13 protein-coding genes and 1 riboswitch are annotated in these 13,456 nt (G+C 68.4%); of the genes, 6 read left to right on the forward strand and 7 right to left on the reverse strand.

The annotated features are described in order from the left end of the window. Positions 1–121: 121 nt before the first annotated feature. A riboswitch (cobalamin riboswitch) is annotated at positions 122–404 on the reverse strand. Positions 405–485: 81 nt separating this feature from the next. Further along, the gene (locus AC07OX_RS03770; protein WP_062480886.1) at positions 486–707 is read right to left on the reverse strand and encodes a hypothetical protein; all 222 of its coding nucleotides are present in this window, start codon (positions 705–707) and stop codon (positions 486–488) included. 149 nt (positions 708–856) lie between these two features. Between AC07OX_RS03770 and AC07OX_RS03775 the strand changes: the two genes are divergently transcribed. Next, positions 857–1,264, forward strand: coding sequence for a hypothetical protein (locus AC07OX_RS03775; RefSeq protein WP_062480884.1), 408 nt, complete (start codon positions 857–859; stop codon positions 1,262–1,264). A gap of 4 nt (positions 1,265–1,268) precedes the next feature. Here AC07OX_RS03775 and AC07OX_RS03780 read toward each other — a convergent pair whose 3' ends face one another. Beyond that, positions 1,269–2,972, reverse strand: coding sequence for a cation:proton antiporter domain-containing protein (locus AC07OX_RS03780; protein ID WP_062480880.1), 1,704 nt, complete (start codon positions 2,970–2,972; stop codon positions 1,269–1,271). Positions 2,973–3,155: 183 nt separating this feature from the next. On the opposite strand from AC07OX_RS03780, the gene katG reads away from it, so the two are divergent. Both katG and AC07OX_RS03790 read left to right on the forward strand, forming a co-directional pair. Continuing rightward, positions 3,156–5,414, forward strand: coding sequence for a catalase/peroxidase HPI (gene katG, locus AC07OX_RS03785; RefSeq protein WP_495259916.1), 2,259 nt, complete (start codon positions 3,156–3,158; stop codon positions 5,412–5,414). Between the two features lie 104 nt (positions 5,415–5,518). Beyond that, the gene (locus AC07OX_RS03790) at positions 5,519–6,118 is read left to right on the forward strand and encodes a tetratricopeptide repeat protein (protein WP_495259917.1); all 600 of its coding nucleotides are present in this window, start codon (positions 5,519–5,521) and stop codon (positions 6,116–6,118) included. Between the two features lie 57 nt (positions 6,119–6,175). On the opposite strand, the gene AC07OX_RS03795 is transcribed toward AC07OX_RS03790, so the two are convergent. Then, the gene (locus AC07OX_RS03795; RefSeq protein WP_062480874.1) at positions 6,176–7,519 is read right to left on the reverse strand and encodes a dicarboxylate/amino acid:cation symporter; all 1,344 of its coding nucleotides are present in this window, start codon (positions 7,517–7,519) and stop codon (positions 6,176–6,178) included. 156 nt (positions 7,520–7,675) lie between these two features. Then, the gene (gene phbB, locus AC07OX_RS03800) at positions 7,676–8,413 is read right to left on the reverse strand and encodes an acetoacetyl-CoA reductase (RefSeq protein WP_062480872.1); all 738 of its coding nucleotides are present in this window, start codon (positions 8,411–8,413) and stop codon (positions 7,676–7,678) included. 204 nt (positions 8,414–8,617) lie between these two features. Between phbB and AC07OX_RS03805 the strand changes: the two genes are divergently transcribed. The 3 genes from AC07OX_RS03805 to AC07OX_RS03815 all read left to right on the forward strand — a co-directional run bounded on the left by AC07OX_RS03805 (position 8,618) and on the right by AC07OX_RS03815 (position 10,289). After that, positions 8,618–9,265: a DJ-1/PfpI family protein gene (locus AC07OX_RS03805; RefSeq protein WP_070061119.1), complete on the forward strand. Its 648-nt coding sequence runs from the start codon at positions 8,618–8,620 to the stop codon at positions 9,263–9,265. 80 nt (positions 9,266–9,345) lie between these two features. Then, a complete protein-coding gene (locus AC07OX_RS03810) occupies positions 9,346–9,870 on the forward strand; it encodes a CinA family protein (protein WP_062480868.1) in 525 nt (174 codons plus the stop codon). Continuing rightward, a complete protein-coding gene (locus AC07OX_RS03815; RefSeq protein WP_495259918.1) occupies positions 9,867–10,289 on the forward strand; it encodes a GNAT family N-acetyltransferase in 423 nt (140 codons plus the stop codon). The genes AC07OX_RS03810 and AC07OX_RS03815 overlap by 4 nt, the downstream gene beginning before the upstream one ends. Positions 10,290–10,340: 51 nt before the next feature. Here AC07OX_RS03815 and AC07OX_RS03820 read toward each other — a convergent pair whose 3' ends face one another. Genes AC07OX_RS03820 through AC07OX_RS03830 form a run of 3 tightly spaced genes read right to left on the reverse strand, consistent with a single transcriptional unit; the run spans position 10,341 to position 13,444 of the window. After that, positions 10,341–11,345 carry a tripartite tricarboxylate transporter substrate binding protein BugD gene (locus AC07OX_RS03820; protein ID WP_495259919.1) on the reverse strand — a complete coding sequence of 335 codons (1,005 nt, stop codon included), beginning with the start codon at positions 11,343–11,345 and terminating at the stop codon, positions 10,341–10,343. A gap of 30 nt (positions 11,346–11,375) precedes the next feature. Next, positions 11,376–12,266 (reverse strand): HpcH/HpaI aldolase/citrate lyase family protein, encoded by an 891-nt coding sequence (locus AC07OX_RS03825; protein WP_495259920.1) that lies wholly within the window; start codon positions 12,264–12,266, stop codon positions 11,376–11,378. Then, positions 12,263–13,444 (reverse strand): CaiB/BaiF CoA transferase family protein, encoded by a 1,182-nt coding sequence (locus AC07OX_RS03830; RefSeq protein WP_070061123.1) that lies wholly within the window; start codon positions 13,442–13,444, stop codon positions 12,263–12,265. Before AC07OX_RS03830 ends, AC07OX_RS03825 begins: the two co-directional genes overlap by 4 nt. Positions 13,445–13,456: the final 12 nt, after the last annotated feature.

Genomic DNA, 13,456 nt, shown 5'->3' on the forward strand with positions numbered 1-13,456 from the left:
CTCCAGCCCGCGTCCCCGCAGGCTCCTGACCGATCGCGGACGCCGAGGGAGAAGAGACGAGGGGCGGTGCCGTTTCGCGCGAGGGAAAAGCGGCAGGCCCGGACACGCACTCCCGCAGCATCCGAAGGCGGTTGCGAAGGCCGGTATCCGGGCTCGCGGAGTGCGTCGGGGTGCAATGCATGCACCTCGGCGCCGAAGCCCTCGCCTTCCCACGCCGAAGCGCAGTGGCTGCCCGGGCGAAGAATCGCCGGGGCCTGAGGGTGTCGATGTCCGCTGACCGTTGCGGGGGCAGCGCAGGAATGGAAGGGTCGTTCGAAAAAACGACGCCTCGCACCTGCTTCCCGTTTAACCCCGCCGCCAATCCTGTGACTGGTCGTGCAGGGCACCTTCGAACCGTGGGGTGTTGGACGACACCGGTGTGAACCAATGTTTCCAACCGCCGGGATTATAGGGAGCGCCCTGCGGCGGCACCCTTGCGGGCCCCGTCAGACGGGCTTGCCGTCGGGCCCGAACAGCCGCCGCAGCACCGCCACGCCGGCCACCAGTGCATTCGAATACGTGGCGTAGGGCTCGTGGGCGGCTTCGAGCGGCACGTACACATGGGTGGAATCGCCGGGCGAGCCGTCCACGGCCTCCATCAGCACCCAGTAGAACTCCCCTTCTTCCAGTTCGTGGACGGTGAGTGCGATGTCTCTCGGCGAAGGCATGACGGTCAAAAATGAAACAGGGAATGAACTCGCCTTTGAACGGGCAAGGGGCCGGCGCGGTTGTCAGTACTAGGGCTTCTCCTACAGTGCCCGGACGCCGCGCGGCCTAATGTTAGGGGTGGGGAGTTGCATCAGAACAAGGAGTCAGCATGAAACATTTCACGCTTGAACCCAACATGCGCGCCGCCTTCGGTGGCGCGTTCTACCCGACCGGTTACTCCCTGGTGATGTTTCCGAGCGTCGAAGATGCCAGCCGCATCGGCCACGGGCTGATCGCGAAAGGCATCGTGAGCGGCGACGAGGTCTACCTGATACCGGCCGAAACCGTCCTGGCGGAAATCGCGCCGACCGTGCATGCCTCGCACAGTCCCCTGCCCTCCGCCGGCACCGACGGCGACACGGTGCGCGCCTTCATCCAGCTGGCCCACGAAGGCCACACGGGCCTGCTGATCCGCACCAAGGACGGCGCCATCACCGAGCGCGTGATGGAACTGGTGCGTACCGTGCCCTACTCGATCGCCGAGCGTTATCGCACGCTGGTGATCGAGGATCTTTGAATCGTCAAGCCGGCACCGCCATCGCGGCGGCGCGCTGCACCACATCGCGGGCCATGGCCTGGGCGAGTTCCTGTTCGCCCAGGAACACCTTCGCGTCGGTTTCGGCGGCCAGCAGGCGGGCTTCCTGCTCGTTGTGGCTGCGCACCACGGTCTGGATGGTGGGGTTCAGCGTGCGCGCGGTTTCGATCATCTGGCGCACGTTCATGGCGTCGGGCGTGGCCACGACGAGCACGCGGGCGCGCGCCACATGCGCCTGGATCAGCACCGCCGGGTCGGCCGCGTCGCCCCACACGGCGGGGATGCCGGCCTCGCGCAGCTTCTCGACCAGCTCGCGGTTCTGCTCGGCCACCACGTAGGGGATGTCGTTCGTCTCGAGTTCGGCGGCGATGCGCCGGCCCACCCGTCCGTAACCGACCAGCACCACCTGGCGCGACAGGTACTTGGCCTCGGTGGTCATGGGCAGCTCGGCCAGCGGGTCGCTGCGCGCGTCCAGCTCGCGTGCGAACTTCGAATGCGCGTGCAGCCATTTCTGCAGCGGTGCGATGAGGCTGAACCACAGCGGGTTGGTGGCGATGGAGATCAGCGCGCCCGCCAGCACCAGGCTCTGTCCTTCCACCGGCAGCAGGCCGAGCGACACGCCCAGCCCGGCCAGGATGAACGAGAACTCGCCGATCTGCGCCAGGCTCGCGCTCACCGTGAGCGCGGTGGCCAGCGGGTAGCGGAACACCAGCACCAGCGCACAGGCGGCGAGCGACTTGCCCAGCACGATCACCAGCACCACGGCCAGCACCTGCAGCGGTCGCTCCACCAGCACGGAGGGGTCGAACAGCATGCCGACCGACACGAAGAACAGCACGGCAAAGGCATCGCGCAGCGGCAGCGACTCCTGCGCCGCGCGGTGGCTGAATTGCGACTCGCGCATCACCATGCCGGCGAAGAAAGCGCCCAGTGCGAACGACACGCCGAACAGCGCCGCCGAGGCGAAGGCGATGCTCACGGCCGCCGCCACCACGCACAGCGTGAACAGCTCGCGCGAACCGGTGCGCGTGACCTGCCAAAGGATCCACGGGAACACGCGCCGCCCCACCACCAGCATCAGCACGACGAAGCCGCCGACCTGCAGCAGCGTGAGGCCCAGCGTCTGCCAGACGGGGTCGCCGCTGGTGTCGACCTTGGTGCTGCCCAGCGCGCCCGCCAGCGGCGGCAGCAGCACAAGCACCAGCACCATCGCGAGGTCTTCGACCACCAGCCAGCCGACGGCGATGCGGCCGGTGAAGGAATCGAGGATGCCCAGGCTCTCGAGCGCGCGCAGCAGCACCACCGTGCTCGCCACCGACAGCGCCAGCCCGAACACCAGCGCCGTGCCCCAGCTCCAGCCCCACCACATGGCGAGGCCGCCGCCGAGCAGCGTGGCGACCGCGATCTGCGCGATGGCGCCGGGCAGCGCGATCTTGCGCACCGCGAGCAGGTCGGCCAGCGAAAAATGCAGGCCCACGCCGAACATCAGCAGCATCACGCCGATCTCGGCCAGCTGCGCGGCAATGCCCGCGTCGGCCACGAAGCCCGGCGTGAACGGGCCGATGATCACGCCCGCCAGGAGGTACCCCACCAGCGCCGGTAATCGCAGCCGCGCCGCGAGAAAGCCGAACACCAGCGCCAACCCCAGGCCGGCGGCAATCGTATTGATGAGGGAGACGCTGTGGGGCATCGGTCCATTTTGCAGGAACGGCCTCCAACCTTTGAAGCCCGCAGGCTTCTACGGGCCTGCGTCTACACCCCTACGGAAGCGACGCGAACTATCGTAGGCATAAAGCACTTCTATTCGCATCGACACCTTTCTCATCCAGAATTTGAGCGGTCCCCCCGTCCCCCCAACAACAGGAGCCTCCCCATGAGCAACGAGAAAACCGAAGCGAAGTGCCCGTTCAGCCAGGCCACCGGCGCCGGCACCACGAACCGCGACTGGTGGCCCGAGCAGCTGCGCCTGGACCTGCTGCACCAGCACTCCTCCAAATCCGATCCCCTGGGCGCCGGTTTCGACTACGCCAAGGCCTTCCAGAGCCTGGACCTCGCCGCGGTGAAGAAAGACCTCGCCGCGCTGATGACCGACTCGCAAGACTGGTGGCCCGCCGACTTCGGCCACTACGGCCCGCTCTTCATCCGCATGGCCTGGCACAGCGCCGGCACCTACCGCATCGGCGACGGCCGCGGCGGCGCCGGCCGCGGGCAACAACGCTTCGCGCCGCTCAACAGCTGGCCCGACAACGTGAGCCTGGACAAGGCGCGCCGCCTGCTGTGGCCGATCAAGCAGAAGTACGGCCAGAAGATTTCCTGGGCCGACCTGTTGATCCTCACCGGCAACGTCGCGCTCGAGACCATGGGCTTCAAGACCTTCGGCTTCGGCGGCGGCCGCCCCGACGTGTGGGAACCCGACCAGGACGTGTACTGGGGCCGCGAGAAGACCTGGCTGGGCGGCGACGTGCGCTACGCACAAGGCTCGCCCGGCGTCGAGAAAGACCGCGGCGTGCTCGTGAAGGACGACGACAGCAAGGTGCCGCACAGCCGCAACCTCGAGAACCCGCTGGGCGCCGTGCAGATGGGCCTGATCTACGTGAACCCCGAAGGCCCGGACGGCAACCCCGACCCGATCGCCGCGGCCCACGACATCCGCGACACCTTCGCCCGCATGGCCATGAACGACGAGGAAACCGTGGCGCTCATCGCCGGCGGCCACACCTTCGGCAAGACGCACGGCGCGGGGCCGGCCTCGAACGTCGGCAAGGAACCCGAAGCCGCCGGCCTCGAAGACCAGGGCTTCGGCTGGAAGAACAGCTTCGGCACCGGCAAGGGCGGCGACACCATCACCAGCGGCCTCGAAGTGACGTGGACCACCACGCCCACGAAGTGGAGCAACAACTTCTTCGAGAACCTGTTCGGCTTCGAATGGGAGCTGACCAAGAGCCCCGCCGGCGCGCACCAGTGGGTCGCCAAGGGCGGCGCCGGTGCCGGCACCATCCCCGACGCGCATGACGGCTCCAAGCGCCACGCGCCGACCATGCTCACGACCGACCTGTCGCTGCGCCTGGACCCGGCCTACGAAAAGATCTCGCGCCGCTTCCTGGCCAACCCCGACCAGCTCGCCGACGCCTTCGCGCGCGCCTGGTTCAAGCTCACGCACCGCGACATGGGCCCGCGCGCCCGCTACCTCGGACCCGAGGTGCCGGCCGAGGAGCTGATCTGGCAAGACCCGATCCCGGCCGTCGACCATCCGCTGGTAGACGCCAGCGACGTCGCGGCGCTGACGAAGAAGGTGCTGGCCTCGGGCCTCACGCCTGCGCAGCTGGTGTCGACGGCGTGGGCCTCGGCCTCCACCTTCCGCGGCTCCGACATGCGCGGCGGTGCCAACGGCGCCCGCGTGCGGCTGGCACCGCAGAAGGACTGGGCCGTCAACCAGCCCGCGCAGCTGGCCCAGGTGCTGAAGGTGCTCGAAGGCATCCAGAGCGAGTTCAACGCGGCGCAGACCGGCGGCAAGAAGATCTCGCTGGCCGACCTGATCGTGCTGGCCGGCGGTGCGGGCGTGGAACAGGCCGCGCGCAACGGCGGGCGTGAAGTGAAGGTGCCCTTCTCGCCGGGCCGCGCCGACGCCTCGCAGGAACAGACCGACGTGCCCTCGTTCGAGCCGCTGGAGCCCGCTGCCGACGGCTTCCGCAACTACCTGAAGGGCCGCTACAGCGTGCCCGGCGAAGCGCTGCTGATCGACAAGGCACAGCTGCTCACGCTCACGGCGCCCGAGATGACGGTGCTGGTCGGCGGCCTGCGCGTGCTCGACACCAACGTCGGCCAGACGCGCCACGGCGTCTTCACGAAGACGCCCGGCACGCTGAGCAACGACTACTTCGTGAACCTGCTCGACATGGGCACGGAGTGGAAGGCCGTGTCGGACGCCAAGGAGGAATACGAAGGCCGCGACCGCAAGACCGGCACCCTCAAGTGGACCGGCACGCGCGTCGACCTGGTGTTCGGCTCCAACGCGCAGCTGCGCGCCATCGCCGAGGTCTACGGCGCTTCCGACAGCCAGCAGAAGTTCATCGACGACTTCGTGGCCGCCTGGACCAAGGTGATGAACCTGGACCGCTTCGATCTCGCCTGAGGCGGGGCGCCAGCGCCGTCCGCGCCCCGGGGCCCTGCCCCGCGGGCGCGGACTCCCATGAACGAGGTATTCGTTTTTCGGGCCGGGCCACTAGATTCGGCCCCATGAAATTCGCGAAGGCATGGCTTGCCGCCGGCGTCGTCCTGGCGGCCACGCAGTTCGGCGCGCTGTACGCGCAGGACGGCAACCCCGAATGGCGCGCGCTGCGCCAGGAACTCGTGCAACGCATCAACGCCAACTGCTACGACGTCGGCACGCTCGAGCTGGCGCAGCAGGTGCTGCAGACGGCGCAACGCACGGGCGGGCCCGAGTCCGCAGACATGGCCCTCAGCCTCGTGCTGCTGGCCCATGTCCACCAGCGGCAGGGGCAGCTGACGCGGGCCGCGCAGTCGTACACGGCCGCGCTCGCCATCCAGGAAAAGACCGCCGGGCCGGACAGCCCGCGGGTGGCGTTCACGCTGAGCGCGCTGGCCGGCCTGCACTACCGCCGCGAAGCCTTCGACCAGGCCATTGCGCTGTACGAACGCGCCCTGGCGATCCACGAGAAGCAGCGGCGCCCCGACGCACACGCGGTGCTGTACAGCCGGCAGAACCTGGCCGCGGCCCATCGCGCCCAGGGCGCCTACGCCAAGGCCGCCCCGCTGTACGAACGCGAGCTCGACGCCAGGGCGCAGCCGCTGCTCGCGGTGGCCCTGGTGCACTGAAGCGCACCGAAACGCGCCGCACCGCACCGAAACGCGCGGGCCGGCGCCCTGCGCCCGCTACTGCGCCATCTTCGATTCGCGCGCGTTCACCAGCTCCTCGGGCTCCTGCGACTCGACCCAGCTCTCGTTGTTGAGCCCGGCCTGCAGCCGCTCGGTGTCCAGTTCGTTGGTCCACTTGGCGACCACGATGGTGGCCACGCCGTTGCCGATCAGGTTGGTCAGCGCGCGGGCCTCCGACATGAAGCGGTCGATGCCCAGGATGAGCGCCAGCCCCGCCACCGGCACATGCCCCACCGCCGACAGCGTGGCCGCCAGCACGATGAAGCCGCTGCCCGTGACGCCGGCCGCCCCCTTCGAGGTGAGCAGCAGCACGGCCAGCAGCGTGATCTCCTGCGTGAGCGTCATCGGCGTGTTGGTGGCCTGCGCGATGAACACCGCCGCCATCGTCAGGTAGATCGAGGTGCCGTCCAGGTTGAACGAGTAGCCCGTGGGAATCACCAGCCCCACGCAGGTCTTGTGGGCGCCCAGGTTCTCCATCTTCTCCATCATGCGCGGCAGCACCGATTCGCTGGACGAGGTGCCCAGCACGATCAGCAGCTCTTCCTTGATGTACTTGATGAACTTCCAGATGCTGAAGCCGTGGAAGCGCGCAATGAGCCCCAGCACCACGAAGATGAACAGCAGGCAGGTCAGGTAGAAGGTGCCCATGAGCTTGCCCAGCGACAGCAGGCTGCCCAGCCCGTACTTGCCGATGGTGAAGGCCATGGCGCCGAAGGCGCCGATGGGCGCGAGCTTCATGATGTAGTTGACGATCACGAACAGCACGTGCGAGCCCTTCTCGATCACGTCGAACACCAGCGTGCCGCGCCCGCCGAAGCGGTGCAGCGCAAAGCCGAACAGCACCGCGATCAGCAGCACCTGCAGGATCTCGCCCTTGGCGAAGGCATCGACCACGGTGGAGGGAATCACGTTGAGCAGGAAGTCGACCGTGCCGGTCATCTTGCCGGGGCCGGTGTAGGCCGCGATGGCCTTGGTGTCGAGCGTGGACGCGTCGATGTTCATCCCGGCGCCGGGCTTGAGCAGGTTCACCAGCACGAGGCCGACCACCAGCGCGATGCTGCTCACGATCTCGAAGTACAAGAGCGCCAGCCCGCCGGTCTTGCCGACCTTCTTCATGTCTTCCATGCCGGCGATGCCGACCACCACCGTGCAGAAGATGATCGGCGCGATGATCATCTTGATGAGCTTGATGAAGCCGTCGCCCAAGGGCTTCATCGACTCGCCGAGCGAGGGGTAGAAGTACCCCAGCAGCACGCCGACGATCACCGCGGTGATCACCTGCACGTACAGGGAACGGTAAAGGGGGAGCTTCCTGGGTACTGTGCTTGTTGTATGTGCCATGACTGCCTCCTGAAAAGATGAAGGAAAACGCAGAAGAAAGGGTTCGTGCCGGGTTGCTTTCGATGGTTGAAGTCGTGTGTCCTGTGGGTGTGGTTCCGGCCCAAATGAAAAAACCCGCCGAAGCGGGTTTTTGTTTTCAGGGCGTGGCGCGCATGCTCAGTGCATGTGAAGGCCGCCGTTGACCGAGAAGTCGGCCCCGGTGCTGTAGCCGCCTTCGTCGGTGGCGAGCCACGCGATGATGGAAGCGATTTCACTCGGCTCGCCCAGACGCTTGACCGGGATCGTGGCCACGATCTTGTCGAGCACTTCCTGGCGGATGGCCTTGACCATGTCGGTGCCGATGTAGCCCGGGCTCACCGTGTTCACGGTGACGCCCTTGTTGGCCAGCTCCTGCGCCAGCGCCATCGTGAAGCCGTGCATGCCGGCCTTGGCCGCCGAGTAGTTGGTCTGGCCGGCCTGGCCCTTGGCGCCGTTGACCGAGCTGATGTTGATGATGCGGCCCCAGCCCTTTTCGACCATGTCGCCCACCACCTGCTTGGTGACGTTGAACATGCTGTTGAGGTTGGTTTCGATCACCGCGCTCCAGTCCTCGGGGGTCATCTTGAGGAACATGCGGTCCCGCGTGATGCCGGCGTTGTTGACGAGCACGTCAATCGCCCCGTGGGCCGCCTTGGCGGCGGAGAAGGCCTCGACGGTGGATTGCCAGTCGCCGACATTGCCGACCGACGCGTGGAACTCGAAGCCTTCGGCTTTCTGTTCGGCCAGCCACTTGGCGTAGTCCCGCGTGGGGCCGCAACCTGCGACCACGGTGAACCCGTCCTTGTAGAGACGCTGGCAGATGGCTGTTCCGATGCCACCCATGCCTCCGGTGACATATGCAACTTTCTTGCTCATGAGATTTCCTTGATTGAAGCTAGCAAAAAGCCTGAACGGCCGCCTTCACTCTAGCCATTTTCAGGCCACACAACTCTGAGGGAGAACACTGAGCCAAGCTTGCAACCAGCTGTCACGGACATCACCTCGGCGGCACTCTATATGCTTGCGGCTTCGCGCCCGTGACAGGGCCCCTGCCGGCCACCCCACCAGGAGTTCGCACGCATGAATTTCGCAATCGTCGTCTTCCCCGAGGTCGAGGAGCTCGATTTCGTCGGTCCCTGGGAAATGCTCACCATGTGGAGCAAGTTGGCCGGCGGCCCCGCCAACTGCCTCGTGGTGGCGCAAACGCACGGCCCGGTCGTCTGCGCCAAGGGGCTGTCGATCAACCCGCATGTCTCGTTTGCCGACTGCCCGCCGCTCGATTTCGTGCTCGTGCCCGGCGGCATGGGCACGCGGCGCGAGGTCGACAACCCCGCCATGGTGCAGTTCCTGGCCGCGCAGGCGCCCGGCTGCAAGGCGCTGCTGTCGGTGTGCACCGGTGCCTTCGTGCTGCATGCGGCCGGCCTGCTCTCGGGCCGCACCGCGACCACGCACTGGGGATCGCTCGACCGCCTGCGCGCACTCGGCGACGTGAAGGTGGTCGAGCAGCGCTTCGTGCAGGACGGTCACGTCTGGACCTCGGCCGGCGTGTCGGCCGGCACCGACCTGATGCTGGCCTTCATCGCCCATGTGGCGGGCGAGGAAGCCGCGGCCAAGGTGCAGCTGCAGGCCGAGTACTACCCGGCCGACACGGTGTACGGCCACACCTCGAGCCATGAGCGCGCGCCGTCGTATGTGCGGCGACCGGGGTCGCGCGCGGGCCTCGCCTGACCGTTCGTTCATTCGTTCACGCGTTCCCTTGATCGATCGAACGGTCGGTCATTTCTTCTTTCTTACTTCTTTCGACCTCCATGTCCACGCCCGACCTCACCGACCTCGAACCGCTTTCCGTGCTCGCCGCCCGCGTGGGGGCGACGCTGCGCGAGCGGCGCCAGACAGTGGCGGTGGCCGAATCGTCGGCCGGCGGCCTGGTCTCGGCCGCCCTGCTCGCCCTGCCAGGCGCCTCGGCCTACTTCCTGGGCGGCGCGGTCATCTACTCGCGGCGCGCCGGCAAGGCCCTGCTCGGCCTCACGCCCGAGGACATGGGCGACATGCGCGGCGAGACCGAGCCCTATGCGCGCTTCATCTCGGGCCGCATCCGCGATGCCCACCGCTCGAAATGGGGCATCTGCGAGAGCGGCGCGGCGGGGCCGTCGGGCAGCCCGTACGGCGATGCGCCGGGCCACGTCTGCATCGCCGTGACCGGCGCGGACGGCCTCGTGGTCAGCCGCACGATCGAAACCGGCGCGACCGACCGGCCATGGAACATGGATGTGTTCGCGCGGCTGTTGCTGAAGTTGTTCGAAGAGACGCTGCTGGCGAACGGCGACGCATGACTGAAACAGTGATTTCGACCGCCTCCGAAGAGGAGGTCCGCTCCGGCGTCCTGGGCCGCCGGTTGCGCGAGTTCAACTACGGCTTCGTCGGCGAGTACCCCGATACGCAACCCGTGTGGCTGAACGCGAAGGACGCGCAGGGCCGCCTGATGGGCGGGCTGCGTGGCTTCGTGTTCCTCGGATGGCTGCGCATCGACGTGCTGTTCGTCGAGGAGGAAGCCCGGGGCACCGGCCTGGGTCGCCGCCTGCTCGCGGAGGCGGAAGCGCGCGGCAAGGCACTGGGCGCCGGGAATGCCGCGCTCGAAACCTTCGAGTGGCAGGCGCGAGGCTTCTACCTGAAGCAGGGCTACGAAGAGTTCGCGCGCATCGACAACTACGCGCGCGGCAACTACCTCGCCTACATGAAGAAGAAGCTCTGAGCCCGGGGCATTGCGGCCCCCGACTCCGAACCTCCTCTCAGGCTGTCGCGCTCAATCCGCCTGCACCCCCGCAGCCCGGATCACCTTCCCCCACTTCTCGATCTCCGCCGCCAGGTGACTGCGCAGCGCCTCGGGCGTGACCTTTTCCATCGGCACGGCCTCGGTGCTGAGCTCGGCGAAGCGCTTCTTCACGTTGTCGTCCTGCAGCGCGGCGCGCAGGGCCACGTTGAGCTTCTCGATCACGGCCGGCGGCGTGCCCTTGGGCGCATACACGCCGTGCCACACCTTCACGTCGAAGCCCTTGAGGCCCTGCTCGTCGAGCGTGGGGATGTCGGGCATGCTCGACAGGCGCTTGGGCGTGGTCACGCCGAACACCTTCACGCGCTGGCCGTCCTTGATGACGGGCGCGGTCTGCGTGGTCTGGTCGCACAGCAGGTCGACCTGCCCGCCCATGAGGTCGTTGAGCGCCGGGCCTGCGCCCTTGTAGGGCACGGTCGTGAGCTGCACGCCGATCTGGTGCGCGAAGAGCATGCCGCACAGCTGCGAGACGGCGCCGATGCCGGCGTTGGCGAGCGAGACCTTGTCCTTGTTGGCCTTCACGTAGGCCAGCAGTTCCTTGAAGTTGTTGGCCGGGAAGTCCTTGCGCGACAGCAGGGTCATCGGCACGTCCATGACCTGGCCGACGTACTCGAAGTCTTTCAGCGGGTCGTAGTTGAGCTTCTTGTACAGCGCGGGCGCGGTGGCCATGCCCATGTGGTGGATGAGGATGGTGTAGCCATTGGGCGCGGCCTTGGCCACGCGGGTCGGCGCAATGGTGCCGCCCGCGCCCACGGTGTTCTCGACCACCACGGTCTGCCCCAGCGACTTGCCCATGGGCACGGCGAGCATGCGCGCCACCACGTCGGTGGGGCCGCCGGCCGAGTACGGCACGACCATCACGATGGGCTTGTCGGGCCACGCGGCCTGCGCAGCGGCAGGCGATGCGGCGGCCAGCAGGCAGGCGCCCGCCGAGGCCGCGATGAGGGCTTTCAGTTTCCAGGTCTTCGTTGCGTTCACTTCTTTGTCTCCTTTTGGTTTGTCTGTGGATCAGTGCGTCAGGGATGAATCGCCCGGGCCGTGAGATGCGGCCAGCGCCAGCCAGCGCTCGGCCAGCCGCACCACGGGCCCGTCGACCATGCGGCCGTCGAGGCTCACCACGCCGCCGCCGGCCGCGCGCACGGCCTCGGTCACGCGGTGCGCCCAGGCCACCTCGTCGGCCGTGGGCCCGAGCGCGGCCTGCACGGGCGCGACCTGCTCGGGGTGGATGCACAGCTTGGCGCCGAAGCCGCCGCGCCGCGCGCGCGCGGTGTCGGCGGCGAGCCGCTGGGCGTCGCGCCAGTCGGGCGAGACGCCGTCGATGGGCGTGGCCAGCCCCGCGCGGCGCGAGGCCAGCACGAGCGCGAGGCGCACGGGCACCAGCTCGGCCTCGTCGGCGTCGCAGGCCATGCCGAGGTCGGCCTGGAAATCGAGGTGGCCGAAGGCCAGCCGCAGCACCTGCGGCGCACCCGCGATGGCATCGACCGCCGCAAGCCCCGCGGCCGATTCGATGAGCGGCACCAGCACGGCCTTCGGTCCGGCCGTGGCGGCCAGCCGATGCAGTTCATCGGCGTGCTCGGCCTTGGGCAGCACGATGCCGGCGATGAGGCCCTCGGCGATCCAGCCGGCCGCGCGCGCGCAGTCGTCGTCATGCCACGGCGTGCCGCTGGCGTTCACGCGCACGAGCAGCCGCCCTCGCCCTTCGGCAGGCAGCGCCGCCAGCGAGGCGCCGAGCGCGTCGCGCGACTCGGCCTTGCGCGCGGGCGCCACGGCGTCTTCGAGGTCGATGATCACGCCGCCCGCGCCCGTCGCCAATGCACGGGCATGGCGCTCGGGCCGGTCAGCGGGCACGAAGAGAAAGGCGCGCGCCAGGGCGAGCGCGGCGTTCGCGGGCCCGCTCATACCGCGCCGGCCGCGCGCAGCGCTGCAATCGCGTCGTCGCCACGGCCCAGGCTGCGCAGGATGGCGTCGGTGTGCTGGCCGACTGCGGGCACCGGGTCCATGCGGTAGTCGAACGCACTCTGACGACCTGCAGGCAGCAGCGCCGGAATGTCGCCGGCCGGCGAGCCCACCTGGCGCCAGCGCTCGCGCGCCTGCAGCTGCGGGTGCGCCCACAGCCCGGCCATGTCGTTCATGCGCGCATTGGCGATCTGCGCGGTGTCGAGCCGTTCGAGCACCTGCGCCGCGCTGAGCGCGCCGAAGGTGTCGACGATGAGCGTGCGCAGCGCCTCGCGGTGTTCGTTGCGCCGCGCGTTGCTGTCGAAGCGCGGGTCGCTCGCGAGCTCGGGGCGCAGCAGCACCTTGTCGCAGAAGGCGCGCCACTCGCGCTCGTTCTGCAGGCCCAGCATCACGGTGCCGCCATCGCCCGCGGGGAACGGGCCGTAGGGATAGATGGTCGCGTGCGAGGCGGCGCTGCGCGGCGGCGGCGGCGCGCCGTCGTAAGCGTAGTACATGGGGTAGCCCATCCACTCGGCGAGCGATTCGAGCATCGACACGTCGATGTGCGAGCCCTTGCCCGTCTTGCCGCGCTGCATCAGCGCCGCGAGGATGCCGGTGTAGGCGTACATGCCCGCCGCGATGTCGGCGATGGAGTTGCCCGACTTGCACGGGTCGTCGGGCGTGCCCGTCACCGAGAGGAAACCGGCCTCGCTCTGGATCAGCAGGTCGTAGGCCTTCTTGTCGCGGTACGGGCCGTCTTCGCCGTAGCCCGAGATGTCGCAGACGATGAGCGCGGGGTGCTTCTCCTGCAGCACCTGCGCGCCCAGGCCCATGCGCGCGGCGGCGCCGGGCGCGAGGTTCTGTACCAGCACGTCGGCGCCGGCCACGAGCTCCTGCAGCACGGCGAGCGCGGCGGGTTGCTTCAGGTCGAGCGTGAGGCTTTCCTTCGAGCGGTTGACCCACACGAAGTGCGAGGCCTCGCCGTTCACGCGCTCGTCGTAGGCGCGCGCAAAGTCGCCGCCGCCGGGGCGCTCGACCTTGATGACGCGCGCGCCGAGGTCGGCGAGCTGGCGGGTGCAGAACGGCGCCGCAATGGCGTGTTCGAGCGAGATGACGGTGATGCCGTCCAGGGGTCTGGTCATGGGCTTCTTCTT

This window comes from Variovorax sp. GW821-FHT09D07 (assembly GCF_059416345.1).

Bases quoted from the DNA above. Each gene is read 5' to 3' on its own strand.
- AC07OX_RS03770 (WP_062480886.1), bottom strand. From the start codon at position 707: ATGCCTTCGCCGAGAGACATCGCACTCACCGTCCACGAACTGGAAGAA.
- AC07OX_RS03790 (WP_495259917.1), top strand. From the start codon at position 5,519: ATGAAATTCGCGAAGGCATGGCTTGCCGCCGGCGTCGTCCTGGCGGCC.
- phbB (WP_062480872.1), bottom strand. From the start codon at position 8,413: ATGAGCAAGAAAGTTGCATATGTCACCGGAGGCATGGGTGGCATCGGA.
- AC07OX_RS03775 (WP_062480884.1), top strand. From the start codon at position 857: ATGAAACATTTCACGCTTGAACCCAACATGCGCGCCGCCTTCGGTGGC.
- AC07OX_RS03815 (WP_495259918.1), top strand. From the start codon at position 9,867: ATGACTGAAACAGTGATTTCGACCGCCTCCGAAGAGGAGGTCCGCTCC.
- AC07OX_RS03780 (WP_062480880.1), bottom strand. From the start codon at position 2,972: ATGCCCCACAGCGTCTCCCTCATCAATACGATTGCCGCCGGCCTGGGG.
- AC07OX_RS03825 (WP_495259920.1), bottom strand. From the start codon at position 12,266: ATGAGCGGGCCCGCGAACGCCGCGCTCGCCCTGGCGCGCGCCTTTCTC.
- AC07OX_RS03810 (WP_062480868.1), top strand. From the start codon at position 9,346: ATGTCCACGCCCGACCTCACCGACCTCGAACCGCTTTCCGTGCTCGCC.
- AC07OX_RS03795 (WP_062480874.1), bottom strand. From the start codon at position 7,519: ATGGCACATACAACAAGCACAGTACCCAGGAAGCTCCCCCTTTACCGT.
- AC07OX_RS03805 (WP_070061119.1), top strand. From the start codon at position 8,618: ATGAATTTCGCAATCGTCGTCTTCCCCGAGGTCGAGGAGCTCGATTTC.
- katG (WP_495259916.1), top strand. From the start codon at position 3,156: ATGAGCAACGAGAAAACCGAAGCGAAGTGCCCGTTCAGCCAGGCCACC.
- AC07OX_RS03830 (WP_070061123.1), bottom strand. From the start codon at position 13,444: ATGACCAGACCCCTGGACGGCATCACCGTCATCTCGCTCGAACACGCC.